Origin of the sequence: Vibrio sp. 779(2023), from assembly GCF_033344285.1 — a bacterium.
Taxonomy (GTDB): domain Bacteria; phylum Pseudomonadota; class Gammaproteobacteria; order Enterobacterales; family Vibrionaceae; genus Vibrio; species Vibrio alginolyticus.
In genome coordinates this window covers 44687-70912 of sequence record NZ_JAWPOM010000001.1, presented here as the reverse complement: position 1 = coordinate 70912, position 26226 = coordinate 44687, and the positions used below count along the sequence as shown (strand labels likewise).

Sequence of the window (26226 nt, the reverse complement as noted above, 5' to 3'; positions counted from 1 at the left end):
CTTTTGCTTATTTGATGTAAAACTCAAATTCGCGACATGGAGTCAGTATTTATTTTGAGCAATAAAATATAATTATTGAACAGATTCGAATCTGACTTTCTGCTGCATATTCAACAGCGCAGAGAGCACTGATGAGAATAAAAACACAACAACTATTATTCAAAGATCTATTATTCGCTTTATGTTCAAAAATCTATCATTAAAAAACAAACTGGCAATCTCTGCCAGTGCCGCCATCATTCTCGGGGGAGTGCTGGTAGAGGGGCTGTCTTTTCGAGATTCATTAAACAGGCTCGATGTCGAAGTCGCACAGCGACTAGAAAGCACTAGCGCATCTTACAATCAATACGTAAAGGACTGGCTACTCTCTAAAGAGCGCGCACTGACTTCACTCTCTTCTGATTCAGAGAAACGTTCTCTGGTTACGCATTTGAAACAAGTCCGAGACTCTGGCGCGTTCGATAACGTTTTCCTCGCTTACCCGGACGGGTCACAAGACAACGCTAATGGGGTGGTTTTGCCACCAGGTAATAACGATCCTCGTAAGTGGGGTTGGTATACCAATGCAATCGCCAACCCATCGAAAGTCTTTATGGATAACCCGACCGTTGCTGCTGCAACTGGTGCGAATGTGGTGTCGCTCGGTAAAGCCCTGCAATTGCATGGTCAAACCGTCGTTCTGGGTGCTGACGTAGAGATCGGTGATATCCTGAACAGTCTGAACCAAGTGATCCTACCGGGTGAAGGTTATATGTTTATTGCCAATGAACAGGGCAATATTTTCACTCATAACAACGGTAAACTGCTGAATCAACCGGTTAGCAAGCTAGGCCTCAACAACAACGACATTACGTCAGCCGCACGTTCAGGTACAGAACGTCGCGTCTCTATTAACGGCATCGAATATGTGATTTACGCGCGCCACATAGAGGGTACCAAACTCACAACGGTCACAGTGTTAGATCAAAACTCGTTGGTTGCCCCACTTTACGATGCAGTTTGGGATCAAATCATCGCAACCACTATCGTCGTCGTTATCTGTGTGGCTTTGTTTAACCTGCTATGTAACATCTTGTTCCGTCCGCTCTACAATGTTTCGAATGCGCTTGCGCAAATCGCCAACGGTAGCGGCGACCTAACTCAACGCATCAAAGTAGAAAACCGTGACGAAGTTGGTGAGCTGGCTGAAAACTTCAACCAGTTCGTTGAAAGTTTGCAGCAACTTATTGGTCACATTCGTCACCAAGCGGAAGAACTGAGCCAACAATCGGAGCTGAGCACGAATCGCGCGAATCAATCGGTTTCTGATCTGAACCATCAGCAACAAGAAATCACTATGGTGGCGACCGCTGTGACCGAAATGGCATCGGCAACGCAAGAGATTGCAGCACATGCAGAGCAGACGGCTAAAGCCGCTCAAGACTCTTCAGCGAGCACACAAAATGGTCATGAGTTGGTGATCAATTCCAAATCGTCCATCAATAATTTGTCTTCTGAAGTCAACCAAGCGAGCGTTGTCATCGGCGAGCTCAACCAGCACGCGCAAGACATCTCAACCGTACTATCAACGATTCGAGACATCGCAGAACAAACCAACTTACTGGCTCTGAATGCGGCGATTGAAGCGGCGCGTGCAGGTGAACAAGGTCGCGGTTTTGCCGTTGTTGCAGACGAGGTTCGCGTACTATCACAACGCACACACACCTCAACCGAAGAGATTCGCTCGACGATCGAGACTTTGCAGCAAACCACACAACGCGCTGTGACCATCATGGATACAAGCTCTCAACTTGCCCAAGGTTCGGTGGAAGATGCCGATCGCGCAGCACTGGCTCTGGATGAAATCAACGCGGCCGTTGCGTTGATCAGCGATATGGCAACGCAAATTGCAACCGCAGCCGAAGAGCAAACGCACGTAACCAATGAAATCACGCAAAACGTCACGTCAATTAAAGATGTGACCGATCACTTGGTGGTTGGTGCCGAAGAATCGATGAATCAATCTGCTGAGCTGAAATCACAAGCCGAGGATCTCAACTCGAAAGTAGCGACGTTTAAACTGGCTTAAACGCCACGTTAGGAACGCACTTAAAAACAACAAACCCCGCTAGCAAATGTATAACTAGCGGGGTTTATTTTTATGGCTCGACGCTTTTATTGCAGATAGCTTTCGAAAGACGTAAGACCTACACCGCCACACACATCGGCGTGCCTGAGATTGGGTCGTTAAATACTCTCGCTTGTAAATCAAACACCGATGCCAACATACCTTCTGTCAGTACCTCTTGCGGTGTTCCCTGCGTGACTAACTGACCTTTTTCCAACACCACCAAATGATCGCAATAACGGCACGCTTGGTTTAGATCGTGCAGTACTACCACCACAGTTTTGCCTTTGTCGTTCATCTGCCTCATGAGTTTCATCAGCTCAACTTGGTGAGAAAGATCCAAGTAAGTGGTTGGCTCATCAAGCATCACTACGTCGGTATCTTGCGCCATTACCATCGCAATCCACGCTCTTTGCCTTTGACCGCCAGACAGCGATTCAACTGGCTTGTCAGCAAACTCAATCACGCCAGTATCTTGCATTGCTTGCTCGACTAAGGTCTTGTCTTGTTGACTTAACCGGCCCCAATGAGAGAGATAAGGCGAGCGGCCATATTCGACCAGTTTTCTGACGGTAATACCTTCAGGACTGACAAGAATCTGCGGCAGCAAAGACAACGAACGCGCCAAGCGTTTATCACCGTAGCTGTTTAGTGGTTTGTCGCCATACAACACTTGGCCAGAAGCTGGTTTATTGATGCGTACCAAGGTTTTTAATAGTGTCGACTTACCGCAACCATTTGGGCCAACAAGCGCGGTAATTTTACCTTGAGGAATCGACAAAGAGAGATCTGGAATGATGGTCTGTTTGCCGTACGCGACGGATAAGTTCTGCGTTCGTAACATGCTTACCAACCTCTATAACGATACAAAAGAAAAATGAAATATGGTGCGCCAATAACAGATGTCAGCACTCCCGCTGGTAGCTCAATTGGTGGCTGTAAGCCTCTCGCTAAACCATCGGCGCAAATCACCAACAAAGCGCCAAGGGTTGCAGCGGCTGGAATCAACAACTTGTGGTTGTGGCCAAACAGCAAACGCGCAAGATGCGGCGCAAGCAGGCCAACAAAGCTGATCGTGCCTGCCACAGACACACTGATACTCGCCAATAGCACGGCAGCAATCAACGCAAGAATTTGGATCTGTCTTGGTTTCGTGCCAAGTGTAGTGGCGCTTTCTTCTCCCAGTCCCATAACATCTAGCCGCCAAGCCAGCCAAAACGCCAATGGTAGTAGCAGCAATAGAGCACTCCAAATAAACGGCACTTGTTGCCAATTTCGTCCCCACAAACTGCCGGTTAGCCATACCATCGCCGTGTTGATTTCGATAGGGTGCACAATCAGAAGAAAATCGATACCGCTGGCTAAAAATGCGCTGACAGCAACACCAATCAGCGCCAAACGTGCTGGTGTTGGTTTCGACCAGTAAGCCAGCACAGCAATAAAGCCAGCAGCAAGCAAGCCTCCCGCCATGGCGACCATCGGCAACATTGCCACTGGCGCATTCGGATACAGCACCAAACAAGCGGTAGCGGCCAGTCCTGCTCCGGCGCTTATCCCCATTAAATCTGGTGAGGCAAGTGGATTACGGATGACGCCTTGAACTAAAACGCCTGACAGCCCCAACCCAGCGCCCACGCCAATGGCGAGCAACATTCTCGGTAATCGATATTGGTGAATCACAAAGTCCGAGTCAGAGAAAGAAAACAGTAATGCAAAAACCTGTTGAGCCGACATGTTCGCCGCACCAACAAACAGCGTGAGAGAAGACGCAATCAGCAACAATCCAACTAATGCAAACAGTTTGGTTTGATTCATCATGATGATTTCCTCATTGCAATCGCGATAAAGCAAGGTGTGCCCAACAGCGCGGTAATCACGCCCACTGGCGTTTCAGCCGGAAAAGCAATCGCTCGTGATAAAGCATCTGACCACGTCACCAATGCCGCGCCACACAAGGCGGAAACCGGAATGAGAATGTGATAGTTGTGACCAACAATCGGGCGTACCAAGTGCGGCACTAACAACCCGACAAAGCCAATTGGCCCAGCAATCGCTACGCTAGTTCCTGCCAACAGCACAACCGCTAAACCACTGATAAATCGCGTAAGACGAATGTTACCACCTAGCCCAACAGCAACTTCGTCCCCCAACGCGAGTAAATTTAAGTTTCGCGCTAAGCCCATGGCGAGCACCAAACCTAAAGTCGCAAAAGGCCACAGTTGCTGCCACTGTTCAGAATCTACCGCGGAGAGTGAACCCGTTAACCAATGCAACACGCTGTAAGCCATGTCATCCGCCAAAATTACCGACGCACGAGTTAACCCTATCAGCAGTGCACTGATGGCAATGCCCGCTAGCACTAAACGCAATGGGTGAGAACGCGCGGAAAAAAAACCGCCCAACAACATGACCGCACCACCACTTAGTAGCGCGCCGAGTACTGCGTTGATGATTGGGTTCAATTGACTAAAGAATGGTACGCCGATGGACGCCAAGGCCATAAAACACGCCGCACCGGCATTAATGCCGAGAATGGATGGCGACGCCAAAGGGTTACGAGTTAATCCTTGCATCAGCACTCCGGATACCGCAAGCGAAGCGCCAATTAATAACCCAGCATAGGCACGAGGCGCACGCAACGTCGCGAGGATTTGATGCAGCATATTGCCCTCATCAAACGCAAACCAATAGCTTGTCAGGTCATTAACGCTCAAAGAAAAGTTAGACCAGCCAATCATTGAGGCGGTATAGCCTGACAGCGTACACAACGCCATAGCACAGACAAACAAGCTCGCTTTCCAATGCGGTTTTCTAACCGAAGTCGGGCTTTCTGAGATTATCGACGCACTCATGAGCGCTCCAATAACGCTTCAAGATTACGGGCAATTTCTTCCGCAGCCAACATGCCGCGATTTAACGACCACAGCTCAGGAGAGACCTCAACAAGTTGCTGTTTTTTCGCAGCGGTTAGCAGCTTAAATAATGGGGTTTTGCGCCACTCATCCACAATATTTGGTTGAGAGTAAAGTCCAACTAACAACCAATCAGGGTTGGTTTTTAGTAAAAGTTCGAAACTGGTTGGGATATACGCTTTTTGCTCAGATGGAGCCAGCGGGCTTTGGATGCCCAGCGTACTCAAAACGCCCCCAGCGTAAGAAACCGGGCTATGCAGCCACATCCCTTTGTCAGAAACCACACCAAACTGAATGGTTTCTTGTGTCGCAAAATGCTGTTTGAACTCCGCCATTGTCTGTTTGTGCTGCTCAATTCGTTGTGTCATTTTCGCTTGTTTGCCAATTGCCACGCCGATTTTGTGTGCGGATTCGAGATTTTCTTGATATGTCTCACCACGGCTTTTTAGCAGCAAGGTTGGCGCAATTCGCTGCAAATCTTGATAAATCGCACGATGACGTTCTGCATCAGCAATGATCAAATCCGGCTTGAGCACCGCAATCGCCTCTAAACTCGGTTGTGAGCGCATGCCGACCGATTGCCAAGGTTCAATCTTGGCTCGAACAGCAGGGATAACTCGTGTGGCATCGTTGTCATCGGCAACGCCTACCGGTGAGACATCGACTGCCGCTAATGCATCGACAAACGAAAATTCTAAAACCACAATACGTTGAGGTATCGCTTCTAGCTCAAAAGTGCCTTGCTCATCTTGCACGCTACGCACCTGAGCACTTGCGGAAAATGACATAAAAACTGAGCTCAACAGCATCAGCAAAACGGTTGAAAAGTGTTTGATCGTAAATTGTTTTTTATTTTTCATCTTGCTTTTTTCCAGTGCTAAGTGTTTTCCAGTACCTAAGATCGGCAAAGTCGCCAAGGTAAATTGGCGACTTTTCTTTTCAAACTCGGTGAACGAAACGCTTAAAACTGATAGTTCAGATCCAGTGTGTAAGAGCGTCCCGGAGCTGGGTACCGACCAACTGGGCTTGTATCAATCCCGCGGAAGTAATACTCCTCGTCAAACAAGTTGTTCACCGCAACATTCATGCGTAACTTGCCTTTGTCGTCTTTGTATAAATCCGTCCCCAAATTGAAATTCCACACCATGTAAGATGGTACTTTACCCGTTGCGCCTGTTGCATCTTCGGCACTGGTGTTGGCGTTATCGGTATACGAGTCACTGAAGTAGAAGCCCGATAGCGTGGTGTCCATGCCGTAAAATGCGTAGGTTGCATCCCAACCAAGCTGATGCTTAGAGGTGTAAGGCAGTTGATTACCTTTATTCGCGCCTTCTTCTTCAAGCGTAGCGTCTAGATAGTTGTAGCTTGCGCCTAAACTCAGTGCAGGTAGTGCTTCAGGCACGTAACGAGCAGAAAGCTCTATGCCTTGGTGAAGTGTTTTTCCGATGTTATCGAAGGTCTGCGTTGAACTTTGCCATTGCAATTGATCCTCAAAGTCGATGCGATAAAGTGCAGCGTTAAAGCTGGTCGCATCTTGGGTGTAACGCGCGCCGACTTCGTAGTTCCAAGCCAGTTCGCTACCTTCTTCACCCAAACCTCGGATGTAGGCAATTTGTGGCGCACGAAGTGATTTTTGCGCGTTCGCATACGTCACCCACTGGTCAGTTAAGTTGTATGCCACCGTCAAACCTGGCAACCATTCCGTCACGGTGTTGTCTGCCGTTTGTTTTTTACCACGATCGGTAAACGTCATTCGAACCGACTCAACACGCAACCCAGGCGTTACCTTCAATGTATCATTGAACAAACCAATTTCGTTGCTAACGTATCCAGCAAACGCGTCCGTATCTAAATGCCAATCACGCGGAACGCTGGTTGCACCACCGGCGATTGGAGTCTGAGTGAGTTTGTAGTCGATGTCTTCGTTAACATAACGGGTACCCACGATCCAGTTTTGAGTAACGGATTTACCTTCGCCAAAGTACATCGCCATTTTTGGCTCTATACCATACACGGTAAATTCACGTGGAGAGGTACGAACGTCCGTCGCTGGCAGAGCCGGATCCGCCCAATGGCCACCCGCGCTGTTAAAGCCCCACTTGAAAAGACGCTCTGACTTATGGCCAAACGTTAGCACTTCTAGCTCAGCACTGTCGGCAAATGGCAAATCGTGGATGTACTTAACACTCCAGCGCGTCGACTTACCTTCATAATCATCGTAAGGACGTTTCGATTGGTGACGATCTTGCTCGTAATCTTGTGGCGAAAGTGCGCCCGGCATTTGCGTTTCAGCATCGTAACGTTGCAGGAATGCTTGAATCTCTTGAGTGTCACTCAGTAGCCACTGTGCTTTGGCTTGGAAGTTCTTCACGTCCGTATCGGAATTTTCACGGAAGCTTTCACCTTTTAGGAAGTTACCTTCCAACTGTAGTGCAAATGTGTCGCTTAACCAGCCGCCCGTGCGTAGGTAAAAATCATTCAGCGGCGCATCACCGCCATCAAACACGGTAAGGCGGTTACTGATTTCAGTTTGCCACGTGTGTGGAATCGGTTTGGTCACTAAGTTGATCACACCACCGACGTTGTTTGGGCCGTACTGTACTGCAGCACCACCGCGTACAATGTCAATACGATCAAGCATCGACAGTGTTGCTGGGAAGATAGACTGACCAGTGTGACCATATGGCGCAAGTGTTAGCGGTACACCATCCATCAAGAACTGAGCATGACCACTACGGCTTGCTTTCAAACCACGTACGGAAATGTTGGGCAATACGCCCGTTCCGCTTTCATCCTGAACTTTAATACCCGGCACGCGCTGTAGCGCGTTATCAATCGAGCCTGCGGCGGTTTTCTCGATTTGATCGCGGGTAATGACGGTACGAGCACCTGGGTACTCTTTGACGTCTTCAATTTCAGATTTACCAATCACGCTACCAGTGACAACGACGGTTTCCATCGCGGTAGTTTGTTCTGTTTTAGCAGGAGCGGCAACCGCGCTCATGGATGTGGCAGAAGCGATTGCAATCGCAAGCACACTGTAAGTGGTAGACAAACCAGCACGTACACGCACTTTACCATCCAAATTCTGGTAAGACATTAAGATCTCCTTTGCGAGAAATTGAGCCTCGGGCAGAATACATCCCGTAAGCTCTCGGGGCTAAACATCCTCAATATGAGGTAAAAATTGGCTAACAGGCGCTAACTACGCACAAAAAGCCTAGAACTGATATCCGTAGCTGAGCATAAACTCGGCTGGTGCGCCGTAGCCAATCTGGTTTAAGCCAGACGTGCCGTTTGTTGCGCCAAGAATGTATTTCTCATCCAAAATGTTGTAAGCGTTCGCTTGGATTTTATGACGACCAGTGGTGTACGCCGCCATCAAATCCACCGTTGTGTAATCGCCAAGTGCGACAGCTTCGTCGTTACCTGCGTAACGGTCGCCCACGTACTTCACACCACCGCCTAAACGCCAGTTGTCATCCAATTGGTAAGTGCTCCAAAGAGAGAACAAGTGGTCTGATACATCGTTCGGCTTTTTGCCTGTGGCTTTGTCTTCCGCGTCCAAGTAGCTGTAACCCACAGAGATGTCCCACTGTTTGGTGATTTGACCGCGAGCCTCTAATTCAATACCTTGGTGACGCACTTCAATTTTATCGATCACATCGCCGTCCACGTTAGTTTGTGGTTGCTCTTGATCAATCTGGAACAGTGCCGCATTCAACATTAATGCGTTATCCAAAAGGTACGCTTTCGCACCCACCTCTTTTAAGTCGGTGTGGAAGAATTCCGCCAATTTTGGATTGATGTAGATACCAGCGTACGGTAACTGCCAAGAGCGCGCTAAACTGGCGTATACGGATGTGTCGGAATTGATGCGGTATACCAAACCAGCACGGTAGCTGACTTTGTCATCATCCAATTTTTCCTTATCTGAGCCCGCTTTTTGTTGTTCTAGCTCCATCGAGTCGTAACGCACGTTACCGATCAAAGAAAGGTCACCCCACGTATAGACGTCTTGCACATACAAACCTGTCGTGGTGGTGGTATTGTCACGAAATGGCTTAAAGCCCGGATCAGGCGTTGGACCAACGACTGGGTCGTAGATATTTTGCGGAGGAAGCGTTTTGTCACTTGCCAACGTTAGGTCGATATCGATCTGGTTGAAATCTGCACCCACCATCAATTGATTGTCCCTGGTTTCCCAAACCAACTCAGATTGTAAAGTGGTCGTAGTACGTGGATCGTAACCAAAGTTGTTAACGGTTTGAGACACTTCATTACCCGTCACTTTGCCCTGACGCGTGCCTTTTTGCTCAAGTTCGATATGGTTGAACGCCGCTCGGTTGTTCCATACCCATTGATCATTCAGACGCCATTCGTAATCCACCGCAATACGGAGACTGTCTGACTCCTGATAGTCGTTTGTGCCGCCAAAGTAAGTGCTTACTGGCAAATCAACTGGCTTGCCATTTTTTGATGGCACACCACGATACGGCACTAGTTCTTGATGGGCGTATTCCACGTCAATATCAATGGTGTGACCTTCCGCTGGTAACACACGAATGGTCGGTGCAATGAAGAAATCGTTTGAATCAACATGATCAACGTACGAGTCGGCTTGACGGTATTCCAAGTTAATACGCCCGTTGACCTTATCTGTAAACGCCATTGAGCTGTCGACCTGACCAACATACTGGTTGTTGCTGCCTACACTACCGTTTACGTGAGTAAAATTCTCACCGTTAGCGCGTTTCGTCACCAAGTTGATGATGCCCCCAGCCGAACCACGGCCATACAAAGCACCCGCAGGGCCTTTCACAATTTCAACGCGTTCAACGTTCGCTAAGCTGCGGTAAGACTGCAACGTACCGTCATCTCGCAAGCCATCACGGTACATATCGTTGAGTGAATCAAAACCACGTATCATGAACTGATCGCGGCTGCCTTCGCCCAAGGTGTTATTGACCCCGGCTACCCCATCTAGCGCATCCACTAAGCGCACCGCGCCTCGGTCTTGCATTTCTGTTTTCGTTACTACGGATACCGCTTGTGGCACATCAAGCCATTCCACATCGGTTTTGGTGCCTGATTGAGGCATGTGTTCAGCATAACCTTCGTACTGATGACCGAAGACTTGAATCGTTTCAGTTGCTGATGGGGTTGAGTTCGTCTCTTCTGAAGCCACTGCGCTTGGTGCTACTAATGAAGAACCAATCGCGACCGCCAAGGGGGTCAGGGTCAATAATTTATTCATTCCATAATTCCGTTTAGTTGTTATAAAGCCAACGGATGGAAATAAGAACAAATATTATTTCTATTTGCAATATTAATTTTATGCTCTATATTTATTTACCCTAAAAACACAACTAACAACAAAAAAACCAAATATCATAACAATAAATACTAAAACTTCTGCCCTCCGTCTCGAGAGAGGCACATTGGAAGACGACCGTGAGCGACTTTATCAACGTTAGAAGAAAATGTTAGAAAATTAGGAAAGCTCATGAAATCTACGATGATTATCGTAAGTCATGTCGTTAACGATGCAGTCACTCACGGCTTTGTGCCTGCAGCTAAAGCGATGGACCTTCACGTCGTTCTTATCACCGACCATAAGCTCAGCCATTTAGAGTTGGCGAGTCATGATAGTCACTTTAATCCGGATACCATTCTAGAATGTGATGTCTTCAACCCATTAGAACTCATCGAAACCATCACGGAGCATGAATTAAAGCCAGACGCTATTTTCAGCAATAGTGATCACTTACAAACTTCCACCGCCATCTGCGCGCAATTTTTTGGCCTCCCATCCAAAGATTGGTCTGTCACGTTAAAGGCCAAAAACAAACACTTAACTCGACAAGTGTTAAATGAAAAATCCTTACCCAACACACAAAGCTGTTTGCTGCATCGCCATTCGAATGTGGCATTAGGCATGGCCTTCCCTGTCGTAGCAAAACCCAAAGAAGGCGTGGCAAGTTTAGATGTACAGCGCTGTGACTCCCAAAGCGAGCTCGATGCTTACTGCGAGGCGTTTTGGCAAAAGCACCCAAACGCCGCCATTCTGGTGGAGCAGTTTCTTCAAGGACCGTTGGTTACGCTCGAAACTTTAGGAGACGGTAACCAACTTATCGCCGTGGGCGGTTTTGATGTGTCGCTCTCTGAGCCGCCTTACTTTATCGAAACCGCCGCAGACTGGAACGGACCAAACGGCATTGCTCACCGAGAAGCTTGCTTGGCTCAACTGAAAGCGTTCGGCGTTGGTTTTGGAGTTTGCCACAGCGAATTTATTATTACGGAAAATGGCCCGGTTCTGGTGGAAATTAACTACCGCAGTATTGGAGATGGCCGCGAATTCTTGCTCAACAATCTCGCTCCCTTCGGTTGGTTTAGCACGATTTTGGGTCTGCATCTGGGTCGAAGATTGGACGGCGATTACCAAATTCATGGGTCAGCGCACGTGCACTACGTAGTTGCGGAACACAGTGGTGTTATTGACGGAGGTTCGACGTCGTTCATCCAACACGATGACGATATCATCACCCAGCAACAGGTACTAAAAACCGCTGGAGAACACTTCCAACAGAGTTATTCCAATAAGGATTATCTCGCCCGAATTTCGATTGTCTCACCATCAGGGCGAAATCTCGACCAAGCGCTGCAGAACGCGCTTAGCAATTTCGATCTAGCTCCGACTCGTGAGGTGGCAGCATGAATGACAACGCTTTGTATCTAACGCAACGATTGATCGACACTTGCTTGCGCGAAGACATGTTTGGCATTTTGTCGAAGGCCAAGTTCAGTAGAGACGCGCCAAAAGGGGTAATTGTTCCTCAAGACGAGCAAGTCTGGCTGATATTTGCCAACTCTGATTTCACGTTGTATTTACCTGTTGCGCCAACGTATTACATGCAGCACTGGCGCTACGGTCACGCCAATGACGAAACACCACCAGGTTGGTGGGTGGAGAAAAATGGCCAAGTCGAGCATCAACAGCATTACAAAGAGTGGATTGCGCTACTAACGACACTGGCGCACGAGAGCTCTCACGAGTTGCTGGCGGGATACCTTCAAGAACTGGAATGTGCAGAGAAACACAAAGCGCTGTGTGACCAAGCGTTTCATCATCATGCAGACCACATTTCTCAACCAATATCCGAGCTTGGTTCTTGGCATCAAAAACTGCTGCTAGCCGACCAGATCGCTTCTTACCTTGACCATCCGTACTATCCAACTGCGCGGGCGAAGTTTGGCCTGAGCGATGAAGACCTTGCTAAGTACGCGCCCGAGTTCGCACAAAGCTTTGCTCTGCATTGGATTGCGATTGAAAAATCACTGGTAACATTAACCAGCGGACAACCTGATTGCTGGCCAACCATGGAGCAAGTGGGGCTTCCTGCTGATTTTGCACTGAGCCACGTTCTGTTCCCTGCACATCCGCTCACCCTGCGATCTTTAGAAGCCTTACCCGAAGGTGTGATAGAAGCGCCTTTAACGTATCTAGACGTGACGCCGACGCTTTCCGTTCGTACTGTGGTCGTCAACGAGGCACCGCACATTCACATCAAGGTTCCGCTGATCATGCGATCGCTAGGCACGAAAAATATTCGCTTAATCAAGCCTTCAACACTGTATGACGGCCACTGGTTTGAACGCCTACTCAGCCACCTTGAACAAACGGACGCCGATTTAAACAGTCGCTTGTTCCATTGCAACGAAAAACACGGTGGACACATCGGCGAGGATAAAACCTTCGCGTACATCGTACGTGAGTACCCACTTACTCATTGCGAAGACAAAGCGTTAGTTCCGGTTGCAGCACTAGCAAGCCCAATGCCTGACGACCGCTTGTTCTTAGAACATTTGGCAGAACATTACTATCAACAAGATACGCTGGCGTGGTTCCAAGATTACGTCGATCTATTATTCCAAGTGCACCTCACCTTGTGGCTTCGTTATGGCATCGCATTGGAGTCCAACCAGCAAAACGCCATCATTGCATTTGATCAACAGGGCAAAATGACGCTCGCGATGAAAGACAACGACGCGGCGCGAATTTGGCCAGAGCGCTTCCACTTTGCAACAGAGCATGCAGCCCAAAAACACGGCGCAAAACTACTTCCAGTGGATTGCGATGAACTGCTCGACCAACGCATCAAAGTCGACAATGAATTGGCGCTCGGTCAGATGTTTACCACCATCACACTGCAACTGGATATCGCAGCGATTGTAGAATCTATGGCAGCGAAGGGCATTGCCTCTTCAGCATCGCTTTACGCCATCGTGGCCAAAAGCATTGCAGAGCAACTCAACCGATTGGAAGGCGAAGGGTTAGAGACAAAACTGGCACGCGAGTTACTGCAAGAGGCGCCTGATTTGTACGCCAAGTACTTGTTGAGCTCTGGCAGTTTGCTCTCGAAAGAAGCCTCCGGCGCGAGTGACATCAATAAGTTCTATGGTTTGTCGGCTCCGAACTTCTTGCTGCTTTCTAACGAAGAAGCGCAACGCGCCTACTTAGAAGCCATCAAAAAAAGCGTACGTTAAACGATTATGACCAAACTCATCTACAGTGTGTTGTTGTGCCACTTTATCGCTGCGTTTGCCGCGTTAGGTATGCCGCTATTTCTACCCGTCGTGTTGCCAACGTTAGGCGCAAGCATTGATGCGGACTGGGCAGGGGTATTGTTTATCCTACCTACGTTTTGTACTGCGTTGGCGGCGCGATTTTGGGGCAACTTTGCCGATCGCTACGGTCGCCGCCTCTCACTCTTGCGTGCGCAACTTGGCCTTGCAGCAGGGTTTGCGCTGTGCGGCTTGGCAGACAACCTCGCCATGTTTGTGTTTGGTCTTATTGTTCAAGGAACCTTTGGCGGCACCATGGCCGCCTCGAACAGCTACTTATCTAGTCAAATTAAAGAAGCCAAAACACTCGGCAAGTCACTCAATAAAACCCAACTATCTGCTCGCTTGGCGCTGATCGTTGCGCCCATTGGGCTCGGCTGGAGCTTGTCAGAGACCAACCCGCTCAACGCGTACCTGTGGTTATGCGTTTTGCCTTTAATTGCTATGGGCATCACGCTAACACTGCCAGCGGATAAACCCGCCGACCAAAACCTCGAAAAGCCAAACTCAGAACCTCAGCAAGAAAAACCGGTTGCACAGAAAAACGCAATGCATGCCATTCGTTGGATCTTCTTTGCTCAATTCGGGTTTGCGTTTTCTATGGTGGTGACCTTTCCTTACTTCTCGCCGTTTGTGCAGCAATATGGCATCACTAACCACGCATGGATCGGTTTTTTGTACGCACTGCCGCATGGCGTCTATCTGTTGCTGGCAGGAAAAATTCACGTGTTGTCAGATGGGTTGAATCGCCATCAACCGCTGCGCACGTTGTGGCTTGGGTTTGCATTGCTTGCCGTGAGCTCTGCCTTGCATTTGATTGCGTCCGAAACCGCACTCATTGCTGCGAGAATTATCTTCGGCATCGCGATGGTGTGTTGTTATCACGGATTGCATCAGCATCTTGCGAGCAATCTGGATCGCAAACTCAGTGGCAAAGTATTTTCTCGCTTTGATGCCATGTCCAAATGGGGTGGCGTGGCAGCGGGATTTTGCGCTTCTTTCATTTCTAGCTTGGGGCTACTTGAGGTTCCTTTCCTACTTTCTGCGATAGTCAGCGTAATCACCTTGATCGCGCTGGTTCTCCACTCAAAATTTGGAAATCAACATGTTACAAACTCAATCCTCTCAGACTAGCGAGTTGCGCGCACATGAGGTGCAGCTCAACCGTGAGAAAGCCCAACTCAACACGATAATGGGTGTTCTTAATTGTTACTTACGTGAATTTGCGCTACCGAATCAACAAGTGGAATGGCACTACCAATCGACATCGCTACCCCAAACGTTAAAACGCAACTATCCCGCTAAACAGCGGATAGCCGTTCATCTTTCTCAACAAAATGGCGTGCTGGTTTTGCCGATTCACTACGCGAGCAAACTGGGCAAAATCAAATTGGCAGAACTGCCTTGGGCGAAAATGCCGGGATCTGGTTGGGCGAAATTGGATGCCACGCAAACTCTTACGCTTTTGCTTAACTATCTCAAGCAGGTATTGGCGATCCCGTTTAACCATGAGCTGATCGAACAACTAGAAAATAGCGTGCTGGTTACCGAGCAGTTTCTCAACGTCGCGCCCAAATCGCATCACAACGAATTTATCGCTTCGGAACAATCTCTGATTTGGGGGCATACTTTCCATCCGACCCCGAAAAGTCGTTCGGGCGTCACCATGGATGATCTCTTGGCGTTTTCTCCAGAAGTCGGCGCGCAAGTCCCGTTGTACTGGTTTGAAGTGGATACGTCCTTACTTGATGTGCTGAGTTCCGACGGAGAAGCTAACCCTGCGCAGCGCATGCTACAACGGCTCGCGCCACAACACGCCACCAGCAATGGGAAGACCCTCTACCCTTGTCATCCTTGGGAAAGCTACACCATTTTGAGTAACCCAAGCGTGAAGCGCGCCATTGAACAAGGCAAGATCACGCCACTGGGTTTAGGTGGTGAAAAGATGCAGCCGACCTCTTCAGTTCGTACCCTCTACCACCCTGACATGGACTGGTTTGCGAAATTCTCCATCAACGTACGATTAACCAATTGCGTGCGCAAAAACGCGTGGTACGAACTCGACAGCGCCGTGCAACTCACGTCGATTCTCAAACCAATTAGAGAAAACGAACAGCTGCACAACCCCGTATTTAAAGTGATGACAGAGCCTTACGCCACCACGTTGAATCTAGAAAGTGTCGCTGAGCACAACTGGGACGACAACACCAAAGCACGCGAATCGTTTGGGATTTTGTATCGCGAAAATTTCTCGCTGAGCGAAGTCGACATCTTGAAACCAACCCTCGCTGGCGCTCTGTTTGCTTACGATAATAACGGCAACAGTCGCATTGCTCAACGCCTTAAAAACAAAGCGCGTACTACGCAAAATCGCTATTCCGACATCGCGACACTTTGGTTTGAACGCTATTTGCATTGCCTGATCCCGGGCGTATTTAATTACTACTTCAAACACGGGGTGGCGTTTGAGCCGCATTTGCAAAACACCCTGATTGGCTTTGAGCAAGAGATGCCGTGTTGTGTTTGGATTCGTGATTTGGAAGGCACTAAATTACTGCCGGAGTTCTGGCCAGCAGAAACATTAACTGACTTGTCTGAACGCGCACGACAATCGGTTTACTACAGTCGCGAACAAGGCTGGAATCGCATCGGATACTGCACCTTTATCAACAACATCAGCGAAGCGATTTTCTTCATCGCAGAAGGTGATGAGCCACTAGAGCAAACGCTGTGGAATGCGGTGCAAAGTGCCATTGTGCATTGGCAATCAGTGAATGGAAAACAACCGGAACTAGAAACGTTGCTAAATGGCGGTCACTTCCCAAGCAAAAATAATTTCACCACGCGTTTGATGCAAAAAGCCGATAAGGAGTCGGGCTATACCCAAGTCGCCGCGCCTTGGCAGCAACACGAAAAAGGATCGCAACATGTCTAATTCACTCTCTCTACCGACACACGTTTGCCAACAAGTTCACACGCTCGCACGGCAGCAAAGTCAACCCTTGTGCGCGTACGTGTATGACCTAAGCGCCTTAGAAGAACACATCAAACAACTGCGTCACGTTTTGCCGAAAAATGTCGAGCTATTTTACGCAGCTAAAGCCAATCCATCGGGCCCGATTCTCAAAACGCTCGCGCCGTATGTCGATGGTTTTGAAGCGGCATCTGGCGGGGAGTTGGCACACCTCCACCAGCAACAACTCGATAAACCATTGATCTTCGGTGGCCCAGGAAAAATGCCAAGTGAATTGCAACAAGCGATTGAACTTGATGTCGATGCGATTCACGTCGAAAGCCTCACTGAGCTGCAACGCATTGGTGCGCTAACCGAGCGCCTCAACCGCCCTGCTTCGATCTTTTTGCGTATGAACATCGATATTGGCGACATCACGCTCAGCAAGTTGGCAATGGGCGGCAAGCCGACTCCGTTTGGCTTGGACGAGTCCGAACTGAGCAATGCTTTGATGTTGCTGCGCGATTTCCCGCAAGTGTCACTCAAAGGCTTCCATTTTCACTTGATGTCGCATCAGCTTGATGTTGAACGCCACTTAGCGTTAATGCAGCGCTATTTCCAAGTCGTGAAGGCGTGGCAGCAGGAGTTCGAACTCGGTGAGCTAATGATCAACTTGGGCGGCGGCATGGGCATTAACTACCAAAACCCTGAGCAACACTTTCCGTGGATGGAGTTTTGCGACAAGTTGGAATTCCTCATCGCCAAAGAGCAAGCGCAAGACTGGACACTGCGTTTTGAATGCGGACGTTTCATCACGGCGGCATGCGGTTATTACGTGATGGAAGTACTGGATATTAAGCAAAATCTTGGCGAAAACTTTGTCATCGCACGCGGGGGAACTCACCACTTCCGCACGCCAGCAGCGCAGAGTCATGACCATCCATTCGTCATCCTGAAAAGCGAGCAACACCATGAGATTTCTCACCCAATTCAGCATGCACAAGCGACCTTTGTCGGCCAGCTTTGTACGCCCAAAGATGTGCTGGCACGCAATCAACACGTCGCCCATGTCGATATTGGTGATTATGTTGTGTTTACCTTAGCAGGCGCCTATGCGTGGAACATCTCCCATCAAAACTTCTTGATGCATGAACCGCCGATCTTTCACTATTTTTAAACGGCATACTTCGCTTCATTCAAGCCCCAATCATTGGGGCTTTTTTATTCCACTCGGCACAAATTCATTGCCATTAACCGCTTTGCGAAATAGCAATAATGCGTTTTATCAGCTCGTCGGGTTCCATCTTGGGATTGCGGTAAAAACGGAAGATTTCCGAGTTTATCGCTTGCTGAGCAACCGGATTGACCGCCATCGAATCAATCATACTCGGCACAGCGAGGTTGTGTTTAACGCCGTAGTGAAAGTCTTGATATGACTGGACCTGACACGGATTAAAATCGCTGATGTCAATATCGGTGCGTACCGGAATCGAACCTTTTACCTTATTGAACTTGGCTTGAAACTCGACGTCTGCCAGCGCGCTTGCGGTTTGCAGAGCCGCCTCGGCAGAAAACGACTTGCTCGACATAAACACCAAGCTGTCCATGTTGTAGAGGAAGACACCATCGCTGTCAGGCGTTGGGTAACAACCGACCTCTTGCGGAACCGAGACTTGATTGGTGAGCAGCTCACCTAAAATCCAATCTCCACCGATTTGAAACAGCGCTTGACCGTCGGCTAGCGCTTGGGTCGCCGTATCCCACTTACTGTCGGGTAATTGGTTGTCGATCAACAAACTCAGGCGGCGAAATTGCGTCAGAGCTTGACGCAGGGTATCGCTGTCGATGCTGTCGCGTTCTAGTTTAACCATCGCATTGGTGTAGAACTCAACGCCGCCAGTGGAGATCACTAAGTTCTCGAAAAGTTGGGCGACTTGCCACGGCTGCTCACCGACCGCGATCGGCACGATGCCATTTTGCTTAGCAAGCTCCATGGCGGCGAACATCTCTTGCCAGTTTTTCGGCGCGGACAGATTCAGTTGTTTAAGCAGCTTGTGGTTGACCCACAGCCAGTTTAAGCGGTGCAGTGTGAGTGGCAGGGCGATGTAGCCGTTTTGTGTTTTATTGATTTCGATAGACAGCGGGTAGAGCACCTCGTCCCAGCGCTGCTCATCGGCAACCGCGTTGACGTTGTGCAAAATACCGATGGCATCCCACGCCTTAATACTTGGCCCTTCGATTTGCGCGAAGCTCGGTGGATTACCCGCCAGCGCGCGAGCTTGCAGTACCGTCATCGCGCTGTCACCACCACCGCCTAACACCGGGCTTTGCAGCAGCTCAATATCGTGCTGTTTCAGTTGTGCTTTAAGTGTTTGCAGCGCTTGCTGCTCGCCGTCAGAAGTCCACCAATGTAAAAACTCTACCCCTTGTGGCGACTCAGCGTGAGCAACGCAAGGGGCGAGCAACAGTGGGAACCAGAATGCCAGTTTGTTCATAGTCAGTCTCTCGGGAAAGTCAGTGTGGCGCAGAGGCCGCCAAACTGAGAATGGCTCAGCAACAAGTTGCCGCCATGAGCCTTTGCAATACTCTGTGAAATGGTTAACCCCAGCCCACTGCCTTCTTTATCGTTGCTAGCGCGGAAGTATGGCTGGCAGAGCTTTTCAAGTAATAAATCGTCAACGCCGCCACCGTGATCTTCAATTTCAATCTGGATCGACTCTGGGCTTTCACTCAGCGTAATGTCCGCTTGATGGCCGTATTTGAGCGCGTTATCGACCAGATTCTGAATGCAGCGCTTAATCGCTAACGGTTTACCAGCAAAGTGGGTGCGGATTTCACCGTGGATGCGAATTGTGTCCGGCGCATCGGCGATATTGGAGGAAATGTGCTGAATCAGTTGGGTGAAATTGATCGGCTCGATTTCCTCGTGGATATCGGTCTCTTTAATGCATTGCAATGCGCCTTTGACCATCAAATCTAGGTCGTTACTCAGGCGGATAAAGCGTTCTCGGTCGGCGTCGTCATCCAGCATTTCCGCTCGCAGTTTTAGGCAGGCAATCGGCGTTTTCAGATCGTGGGAGATGGCGCTGAACAACATTTCACGGTCTTTAATATGGCTGTCGATGCGTCGACTCATCTTGTTAAACGCACGTACCGCCGCTTTCAGTTCGTTACTGCCTCGCTCAGAGACTTCGGGCACGTCTAGTCGGCTCGACATCAGGGTTGCGGCTTTTGCCAGCTCTCGAATTGGTTGAATTTCTTTGCGAACGATAAACCAGGTACACAGCAACAGCATTAGCGCGGACACCAATAGCGTCAGCCATTGGCGCAGCTCAAAATAGTTAGTCTCTAGGTTGATGTAAGGCGCGGGTAGCACCGCCGCGAGATAAAACCATTCGTTCTGCGCGACTTCGACCTGCATCACCAGAATGGGTGGATTGAGGTCACCAAACGAAAGCGAATAATGCGCCCACAATAGTGGCAGTTCATCGATAGGTAGCTCGTTGTTGAACACTTTGAGTTTGTCGCGCTGGGTGAACTCCACCTCGATATTAGGAATGCCGCTCAACTCGCTTTCTAATACCTCGCGAACTTGGTTGATGACCAGCGTTTTGCGTTCGCTTTCTGGCAGTGGGTCGACGTCAATCTGGTGATTGTTGAGTGAGACGAAAAAGCGCGTGCCGCCCATGTTGCGCAGTTGATTGAGCACCAAGTGGCGATATTCAGAAGGGAGGGTTTGAAAGAAAGCGATGGTGGAAGAAGCGCTCAGTGCTAAGCTTTTGACTGTGGTGGTCAGGCCCTCTTTATCGCGTTCGCTGGCATGTTGATACCAGATAATTCCGGATAATACCTGCGCCAAAATGATCACCAGCAACAGGAACACACTGGTGCGAACGACCAGTGATCCCGTCCAGCGTTTAATTCTCATAGTGCACGTCCGTGGTCAGCATGTAGCCTTTATTACGCACCGTTAAGATCAGAGAGCGGTCTTTATCTTCAAGGTGATGACGCAAGCGGCTGATCTGCACGTCAATGCCGCGTTCAAACGGGTCGGCATCGCGTCCCCAGATCTCGCGCGCAATGTCATCGCGAGACAATATTGATTGCGCGTGGTTGACGAACAAACCGAGCAGCGACAAATCCGCGCCACTCAGTTGCTTAACCTCGCGGCTAGCAACGTGGGTCAGTTGCCGGGTTACGGTATCTAATAACCAATCGTCAAAACGCACTTTACGCGTCAGTTTGCTATTGGCGGTCGATTGGCTGCGTCTCAGAATGGTTTTGATGCGCGCGAGCAGTTCACGCGGACTGAATGATTTGGTGATGTAGTCGTCAGCGCCCATTTCTAGCCCCGCGACTCGGTCGGCTTCTTCAGTGACGGCGGTCAGCATGATGATCGGGATATCGGAGTTTTTGCGCAGTTTCTGGCACAGGGTAAAGCCGTCTTCACCGGGCATCATAATATCGAGGATGATCAAATCAGGATGGTGATCGTTGAGCAGTTGCCACATCACGCCGCCGTTTTCCGCGCAAAGCACTTCAAACCCTGCGCGGCCAAGGTAATCTGACAACGCTTCGCGAAGGTCGAGGTTGTCATCGACGACCAGTATCTGCTTGTTTTCCATCCTACTTTCCCTGTGCCTGTGCTTAGCGCTGGCCAATATGATGCATTCTTAAACGCCCATGCACAATCGAGCCGATTACAATTTTCACTTCTCAGTGTAAGAGATTTGTAAGCGGCCACTTACAAACTGATTGCCTTTTGTAACCTTAGGCGCCGCCTTGCTCGCTATGATCATCCTGACCTTACGTGAAACAACATGACCTGAAGGAATCAGGTCCTACAACACTGGCATTCGTCAGGAGGAAACCATGTTTGCAAGTATATTTGGACAACTACAAAAAATAGGGCGGTCGTTGATGCTGCCTGTGGCGGTGTTACCAGTGGCTGGCTTGATGCTGGGTATTGGTAACGCGGGTTTTGCGTTTATTCCAGACGCGGTCAACAAAGTGATGCTCGCCGCCGGTGAAGGCGTATTCGGCAACATGCAGTTGATGTTTGCAGTCGGTGTGGCGCTCGGGTTGTCAAAAGGCAATGACGGTGCCGCTGCGCTCGCAGGCTTAGTTGGCCTAATTATAATGAACGCATCGCTCGGTATCGTGACTGGCCTGCGCGGCCTAGAAACTGACGCCACCATCATGGGCGTTGAGACGCTGCAAACCGGGGTGTTTGGCGGCATCTTTATCGGTGCGGTCGCGGCAATCATGTACAACCGCTTCTACAACATCAAGCTGCCGGAATATTTGGGCTTTTTCGCGGGTAAGCGATTTGTGCCCATTGTCACCGGTTTATCGGCGATCGTCGTTGGTGCGATTCTCGCGTTTGCATGGCCACCTGTCGGACAACTTCTTGATGCATTTTCTCATTGGGCAGCGTACCAAAACCCTGTACTCGCGTGGGCGGTATACGGCGCTGGCGAACGTTCTTTACTCCCGGTTGGTTTGCACCACATCTGGAATGCGCCGTTCTTCTTTGAAGTCGGCAGCTATGTAGACCCAGAAACAGGCAAAGAGTTTACTGGTGAGCTCACTCGCTTCTTCGCAGGCGATAAAACCGCAGGTTATCTGTCTGGTGGCTTTATGTACTCCATGTGGGCGCTCCCAGCAGCGGCACTGGCGATTTACCACTGCGCGTCTCCTGAGCGTAAGAAAATCGTCGGCGGTTTGATGATGTCTGCGGCGTTGACCTCTTGGTTAACTGGTATCACAGAGCCAATCGAATTTACCTTCCTATTCGTCGCGCCAGTGCTGTACGTGATCCATATTTTCCTCACCGGTATTGCGTTTGCGATCACCGCGTTTTTGGAAATCAAACACAGCACGGACTTTGCGCACGGCGCGATCCAGTTCTTCCTTTACTACCCAATGTCGACCAACGCGTGGATGTTCATCATCATCGGTCCAATCTGGGCGACGCTGTACTACGGTTTGTTCCGCTTCCTAATTGTGAAGTTGGATCTAAAAACTCCGGGTCGCGAAACCGACACTGCAGAAGTGAAGATTGCCGGACAGCCTGATGAAATCGCGGTGGATGTAGTAGCGGCATTGGGCGGCAAAGCCAATATCAAGTCAGTCGATGCGTGTATCACTCGTCTGCGCGTATCGGTGAAAGACATTGCTAACGTTGATGTTGCTAAGCTAAAAGCACTTGGCGCGCGAGATGTGTTAGTGATTGGCGACAGTTTACAAGCGATTTTCGGCACGCAGTCTGACTCAATTAAGTCAGAAGTGCACAGCGTACTCGCCACCTCCTGATCTTATTTACCCCCAGTTTAGGTAAGATTTGCCAACCTCCTTGTGAGGTTGGCTTTTTCGTTTTCGGAGTAAAAAAAGCGAAGCCAATAACCAGCCCTACTTCGCCGCCGCGTTGGTTAAATTGCCCAGCACGCCGCTGATTTTGTTCAATACCTCGTCACAGCCTTCAATATGATGGCGCTGCTTTAAATACATAGGATCGTTATAAGCTAACCACGTTTTGCCTTCAGCATCTTCATACACCAACACTTTTTGGGGTAAATCGAGCGCCACTTCCTGCGCACAGATCATCAGTGGCGTGCCCACTTTAGGGTTTCCAAACACGATAACTTCGGTTGGTCGCAACGTCATATCGACTTTCGTGGCATTCTCTTGATGGTTAATGCGCGCAAAGACGTTCAACCCTTTTTCTTGCGCGATAGCGACAAATTTATCCGCCGTATCTTTTGCTGAATGCGTGCTCGCAACGGTTACCACACCCTCACCAGCCAACGCACTCAATGACGTCAACGCCACGACCAACCCGATGATTACTTTTTTCATTTGTCGTCCCTTCCTCTCTCTGAGTCGAAAACTAGATATAGAAAAACCAAGTGTAGGAAAACTATAGAAGTCAGATCCCACTATCGCGAATTGCACTCTACCCACTCAAGAGTCGACCGTGTAACACGGATTAATTGATTCAGATTAATAAAGCATTAACTAGCCGAGCATCAAAAGCGTGAAATACGTAACATTTGCAGCCTATTTTAGTAAGAAAGAGAAAAGTAGTGACACGCGATCAATTTGAGTTATTAGCACCCGGTGGTGATTTAGATTCCATCAAAGCCGCCATTGCCGCTGGCGCCGATGCAATTTACTGTGGGCTCGACCGCTTCAATGCTCGTAACCGAGCGACCAACCTCACCTTAGATAACTTAAATGGCGTGTTAACGTTAGCCCATCAGCACAGCTGTAAGATTTTCCTAACGTTGAATGTGCTGATTTTAGAAAGTGAAATTCCAGCGATTGTTCGCTTACTCAGCCAACTGAACACCACCAAAATCGATGGCGTGATCGTGCAAGATCTCGGTCTGACCTATATTCTCAAACATCACTTTCCCGATTTGGATGTGCACGCTTCAACGCAACTGAACACGCATAACGAAGGCCAGATCCTCTTTCTCAACCAGATCACCGCAAGCCGAGTAAACTTATCTCGCGAACTTAACATCAGTGAGATAAAACATCTGGCGCAATTTGGTCGCGAGCACAACGTAATGATGGAAGTGTTTGTCCACGGCTCATACTGCATCGGATTCTCCGGAATTTGCTACATAAGTTCCGCTCGCAATGGTGCATCAGGTAACCGTGGACGTTGCAGTCAACCTTGTCGCGAACAGTACGAAACGACCAAAACGGGCAACAACTACCCACTCAATATGAAAGACAACTCCGCCTTTGGGGACTTGGAAGCGCTTGCCGATGCTGGCGTGTATTCCTTAAAAGTGGAAGGACGAATCAAGAAATCGCACTACGTCTATACCGTGGTCGACAATTGGCGTCAGCAAATCGATCGCTTGTGCGAAGGTTTGGAACTCTCTGAAGACACCACAGAGTTATACACGGTGTTCAACCGTGATTTCTCCAACGCATTTTTGCAAGGTGATTTCGGCAAGGCGATGTACATCGACAACCCGCGCGACCACGCTGTAAAGCATTTTTCGAAGGTTTACCAATGCCAATCTGCTGATGATGTGCAAGCGGTGAAAAAGAAACTATACGATGACAAAACCGCGATCATTGAGAAAGTGGCAGAGCAAACTAAGTCGTTCGATGCCACTTCAACACAAGTATCCGGCAGCAGCTTGAAAGGGTCGATTGATGTGCCAACTCTGCCAGCGTTACCTCAACCAGACCCTCGCCAAGGTGCGCCAAAACTATCGGTTCTGATCTCGTCAGCACAAGAAGCCATGCTGTGTGAATACCACAACGTTGACGTTTACTATCAATTGCCAATGGGATTGTCTGGTGAACTGAGCGCGATGATTGAATTGTTCCAAGCCAACCCAATGCTCAAACCTTGGTTCCCTGCCATTTTGATTGGCGAAGACTACCACGCCGCTCGTGTATTTTTGGAAACCATCCAACCTGAATTGTTGATCACCAACAACTCAGGCGTCGGCATGCTCGCAAAAGAGCTCGGCTTAGGCTGGGTGGCAGGCCCACAAATGAACACGGTGAACTCATACGCGTTTAAATGCCTTCAAGACGAGTTCGCGGCAAGTGGCGCGTTTGTTTCTAACGAGCTGAATATGAAGCAGATGCGTCACATAAAGCGTCCGAAAAACATGCGCAGCTTCTACAGCATTTATCATCCAAATACCCTACTCACGAGCCGCCAATGTTTGTTCCAACAAACCGAAGGATGCCGTAAGGTGAAGGTCAACAAAGGTTGTTTGAAACGCTGTGATAAACGCACGTCTATCATCAACTTAAAAGACAATCCTTACGTGGTACAAAAACAAAAAGGCAGCCACAATTCAATCTACAGCGAGCACAACGTCTTAAACCTGCAAGTGCTGCACGATCTGCCGCAATTGTTTACCGATGTGTTGATCGATCTGCGTGATATCCAGACAGAAACGAAAGTCTCAGCAAGCAAACCTGAGTTGATTGACGCGTTCTTAGCTCTACTTGAAGATCACAGTGAACAAGCCGTCCAAACGCTGAATGACATGATTCAACCAACAGCCAACGCGCAGTATTTGAAGGGGTTGTAGGCGGTACTTGAAAGTTAAACAACGCATCCACTCTCAACATATCTTGAACACACACAGTGCACTGACTACAATAGCGCACTTTTTACGGAATTTAGGTCACACAAAATGACAGACACAGCTAAACCAGCTCTACCAGATCGCCTAGCGGGTAACCCACGTAGCCCATTCTTCATCAAAGAATGCTTCGAGCACCAAATCGGTATTCGTATCAACGGTCAAGAGCGTACTGACGTAGAAGAATACTGCATCAGCGAAGGTTGGGTAAAAATTGCTTCTCCTAAAGCAAAAGACCGTTTCGGTAACCCAATGCTAATCAAGCTTAAAGGCGAAGTTGAAGCGTACTACGTGTAAGCTGACCACGCTGAATGTATTTGAAAGCTCGAGTTTGACTCGGGCTTTTTTAATGCCTGTCATATCCCTTCCTCATTTAATCTCTTCCCTCTTCTTTTCAGTACAAAGTAGGGTCTGTTTATCTTTCGAGATTAAGTTTTGTTCGAGATAAAATCGTTTTAGGCGAGGCAAGGAGTTGTAGCCTAGCATCCTAAGTAAATA

19 protein-coding genes are annotated in these 26226 nt (G+C 49.0%); 9 read left to right on the top strand and 10 right to left on the bottom strand.

What is annotated here, in order from left to right; all coding sequences use genetic code 11:
• Window positions 1-181: 181 nt before the first annotated feature.
• Window positions 182-2068 carry a methyl-accepting chemotaxis protein gene (locus R8O70_RS00315; protein WP_054578607.1) on the top strand — a complete coding sequence of 629 codons (1887 nt, stop codon included), beginning with the start codon at window positions 182-184 and terminating at the stop codon, window positions 2066-2068.
• Window positions 2069-2186: 118 nt separating this feature from the next.
• On the opposite strand, the gene fecE is transcribed toward R8O70_RS00315, so the two are convergent.
• The 6 genes from fecE to R8O70_RS00285 form a co-directional block, all read right to left on the bottom strand.
• Window positions 2187-2951, bottom strand: coding sequence for a Fe(3+) dicitrate ABC transporter ATP-binding protein FecE (fecE, locus tag R8O70_RS00310; RefSeq protein WP_054578606.1), 765 nt, complete (start codon window positions 2949-2951; stop codon window positions 2187-2189).
• A 2-nt stretch (window positions 2952-2953) separates the two neighbouring features.
• Entirely contained in the window at window positions 2954-3925 is a 972-nt protein-coding gene (locus R8O70_RS00305; RefSeq protein ID WP_005383459.1) for a FecCD family ABC transporter permease, read from the bottom strand.
• Complete coding sequence (locus R8O70_RS00300; RefSeq protein WP_372430187.1) at window positions 3922-4881, bottom strand: FecCD family ABC transporter permease; 960 nt, start codon at window positions 4879-4881, stop codon at window positions 3922-3924. Before R8O70_RS00300 ends, R8O70_RS00305 begins: the two co-directional genes overlap by 4 nt.
• A 74-nt stretch (window positions 4882-4955) precedes the next feature.
• Window positions 4956-5879 (bottom strand): Fe(3+) dicitrate ABC transporter substrate-binding protein FecB, encoded by a 924-nt coding sequence (locus tag R8O70_RS00295; RefSeq protein WP_054578604.1) that lies wholly within the window; start codon window positions 5877-5879, stop codon window positions 4956-4958.
• Between the two features lie 101 nt (window positions 5880-5980).
• Entirely contained in the window at window positions 5981-8119 is a 2139-nt protein-coding gene (gene pvuA / locus R8O70_RS00290) for a TonB-dependent siderophore vibrioferrin receptor PvuA (protein WP_054578603.1), read from the bottom strand.
• Between the two features lie 120 nt (window positions 8120-8239).
• Window positions 8240-10276, bottom strand: coding sequence for a TonB-dependent receptor (locus R8O70_RS00285; RefSeq protein ID WP_005383467.1), 2037 nt, complete (start codon window positions 10274-10276; stop codon window positions 8240-8242).
• Between the two features lie 249 nt (window positions 10277-10525).
• Here R8O70_RS00285 and R8O70_RS00280 point away from each other — a divergent pair, with 249 nt between their 5' ends.
• The 5 genes from R8O70_RS00280 to R8O70_RS00260 are packed head-to-tail and all read left to right on the top strand — an operon-like array spanning window position 10526 to window position 17774.
• A complete protein-coding gene (locus tag R8O70_RS00280; RefSeq protein WP_005383468.1) occupies window positions 10526-11737 on the top strand; it encodes an ATP-grasp domain-containing protein in 1212 nt (403 codons plus the stop codon).
• Window positions 11734-13566 carry a siderophore biosynthesis protein PsvB gene (locus tag R8O70_RS00275; protein ID WP_005383472.1) on the top strand — a complete coding sequence of 611 codons (1833 nt, stop codon included), beginning with the start codon at window positions 11734-11736 and terminating at the stop codon, window positions 13564-13566. Before R8O70_RS00280 ends, R8O70_RS00275 begins: the two co-directional genes overlap by 4 nt.
• A gap of 6 nt (window positions 13567-13572) precedes the next feature.
• Window positions 13573-14778, top strand: coding sequence for an MFS transporter (locus R8O70_RS00270; protein ID WP_005374702.1), 1206 nt, complete (start codon window positions 13573-13575; stop codon window positions 14776-14778).
• Window positions 14750-16579: an IucA/IucC family protein gene (locus R8O70_RS00265; protein WP_054578600.1), complete on the top strand. Its 1830-nt coding sequence runs from the start codon at window positions 14750-14752 to the stop codon at window positions 16577-16579. Before R8O70_RS00270 ends, R8O70_RS00265 begins: the two co-directional genes overlap by 29 nt.
• A complete protein-coding gene (locus tag R8O70_RS00260; protein ID WP_054576551.1) occupies window positions 16572-17774 on the top strand; it encodes a type III PLP-dependent enzyme in 1203 nt (400 codons plus the stop codon). The genes R8O70_RS00265 and R8O70_RS00260 overlap by 8 nt, the downstream gene beginning before the upstream one ends.
• A 73-nt stretch (window positions 17775-17847) precedes the next feature.
• Here R8O70_RS00260 and R8O70_RS00255 read toward each other — a convergent pair whose 3' ends face one another.
• The 3 genes from R8O70_RS00255 to R8O70_RS00245 are packed head-to-tail and all read right to left on the bottom strand — an operon-like array spanning window position 17848 to window position 21222.
• A complete protein-coding gene (locus R8O70_RS00255; RefSeq protein ID WP_258625375.1) occupies window positions 17848-19092 on the bottom strand; it encodes an ABC transporter substrate-binding protein in 1245 nt (414 codons plus the stop codon).
• 2 nt (window positions 19093-19094) lie between these two features.
• The gene (locus R8O70_RS00250) at window positions 19095-20525 is read right to left on the bottom strand and encodes an ATP-binding protein (protein WP_258625373.1); all 1431 of its coding nucleotides are present in this window, start codon (window positions 20523-20525) and stop codon (window positions 19095-19097) included.
• Window positions 20515-21222 (bottom strand): response regulator, encoded by a 708-nt coding sequence (locus R8O70_RS00245; RefSeq protein ID WP_005383484.1) that lies wholly within the window; start codon window positions 21220-21222, stop codon window positions 20515-20517. Before R8O70_RS00245 ends, R8O70_RS00250 begins: the two co-directional genes overlap by 11 nt.
• Window positions 21223-21469: 247 nt before the next feature.
• On the opposite strand from R8O70_RS00245, the gene ptsG reads away from it, so the two are divergent.
• Entirely contained in the window at window positions 21470-22912 is a 1443-nt protein-coding gene (gene ptsG, locus R8O70_RS00240) for a glucose-specific PTS transporter subunit IIBC (RefSeq protein ID WP_075984812.1), read from the top strand.
• A gap of 96 nt (window positions 22913-23008) precedes the next feature.
• On the opposite strand, the gene R8O70_RS00235 is transcribed toward ptsG, so the two are convergent.
• A complete protein-coding gene (locus R8O70_RS00235; protein WP_005383492.1) occupies window positions 23009-23455 on the bottom strand; it encodes a DUF302 domain-containing protein in 447 nt (148 codons plus the stop codon).
• A gap of 227 nt (window positions 23456-23682) precedes the next feature.
• Between R8O70_RS00235 and R8O70_RS00230 the strand changes: the two genes are divergently transcribed.
• Together R8O70_RS00230 and R8O70_RS00225 are read left to right on the top strand one after the other, a co-directional pair.
• Entirely contained in the window at window positions 23683-25674 is a 1992-nt protein-coding gene (locus tag R8O70_RS00230) for a U32 family peptidase (protein ID WP_171344779.1), read from the top strand.
• 105 nt (window positions 25675-25779) lie between these two features.
• On the top strand, window positions 25780-26025 hold the full coding sequence (locus R8O70_RS00225; RefSeq protein WP_005374689.1) for a DUF3297 family protein: 246 nt from the start codon (window positions 25780-25782) through the stop codon (window positions 26023-26025).
• The last annotated feature ends 201 nt before the right edge of the window (window positions 26026-26226 follow it).

Excerpts from the sequence above, each read along its gene's own strand:
- R8O70_RS00315 (WP_054578607.1), top strand. The coding sequence starts at position 182 with ATGTTCAAAAATCTATCATTAAAAAACAAACTGGCAATCTCTGCCAGT.
- fecE (WP_054578606.1), bottom strand. The coding sequence starts at position 2,951 with ATGTTACGAACGCAGAACTTATCCGTCGCGTACGGCAAACAGACCATC.
- R8O70_RS00305 (WP_005383459.1), bottom strand. The coding sequence starts at position 3,925 with ATGATGAATCAAACCAAACTGTTTGCATTAGTTGGATTGTTGCTGATT.
- R8O70_RS00300 (WP_372430187.1), bottom strand. The coding sequence starts at position 4,881 with ATGGCGTTGTGTACGCTGTCAGGCTATACCGCCTCAATGATTGGCTGG.
- R8O70_RS00295 (WP_054578604.1), bottom strand. The coding sequence starts at position 5,879 with ATGAAAAATAAAAAACAATTTACGATCAAACACTTTTCAACCGTTTTG.
- pvuA (WP_054578603.1), bottom strand. The coding sequence starts at position 8,119 with ATGTCTTACCAGAATTTGGATGGTAAAGTGCGTGTACGTGCTGGTTTG.
- R8O70_RS00285 (WP_005383467.1), bottom strand. The coding sequence starts at position 10,276 with ATGAATAAATTATTGACCCTGACCCCCTTGGCGGTCGCGATTGGTTCT.
- R8O70_RS00280 (WP_005383468.1), top strand. The coding sequence starts at position 10,526 with ATGAAATCTACGATGATTATCGTAAGTCATGTCGTTAACGATGCAGTC.
- R8O70_RS00275 (WP_005383472.1), top strand. The coding sequence starts at position 11,734 with ATGAATGACAACGCTTTGTATCTAACGCAACGATTGATCGACACTTGC.
- R8O70_RS00270 (WP_005374702.1), top strand. The coding sequence starts at position 13,573 with ATGACCAAACTCATCTACAGTGTGTTGTTGTGCCACTTTATCGCTGCG.
- R8O70_RS00265 (WP_054578600.1), top strand. The coding sequence starts at position 14,750 with ATGTTACAAACTCAATCCTCTCAGACTAGCGAGTTGCGCGCACATGAG.
- R8O70_RS00260 (WP_054576551.1), top strand. The coding sequence starts at position 16,572 with ATGTCTAATTCACTCTCTCTACCGACACACGTTTGCCAACAAGTTCAC.
- R8O70_RS00255 (WP_258625375.1), bottom strand. The coding sequence starts at position 19,092 with ATGAACAAACTGGCATTCTGGTTCCCACTGTTGCTCGCCCCTTGCGTT.
- R8O70_RS00250 (WP_258625373.1), bottom strand. The coding sequence starts at position 20,525 with ATGAGAATTAAACGCTGGACGGGATCACTGGTCGTTCGCACCAGTGTG.
- R8O70_RS00245 (WP_005383484.1), bottom strand. The coding sequence starts at position 21,222 with ATGGAAAACAAGCAGATACTGGTCGTCGATGACAACCTCGACCTTCGC.
- ptsG (WP_075984812.1), top strand. The coding sequence starts at position 21,470 with ATGTTTGCAAGTATATTTGGACAACTACAAAAAATAGGGCGGTCGTTG.
- R8O70_RS00235 (WP_005383492.1), bottom strand. The coding sequence starts at position 23,455 with ATGAAAAAAGTAATCATCGGGTTGGTCGTGGCGTTGACGTCATTGAGT.
- R8O70_RS00225 (WP_005374689.1), top strand. The coding sequence starts at position 25,780 with ATGACAGACACAGCTAAACCAGCTCTACCAGATCGCCTAGCGGGTAAC.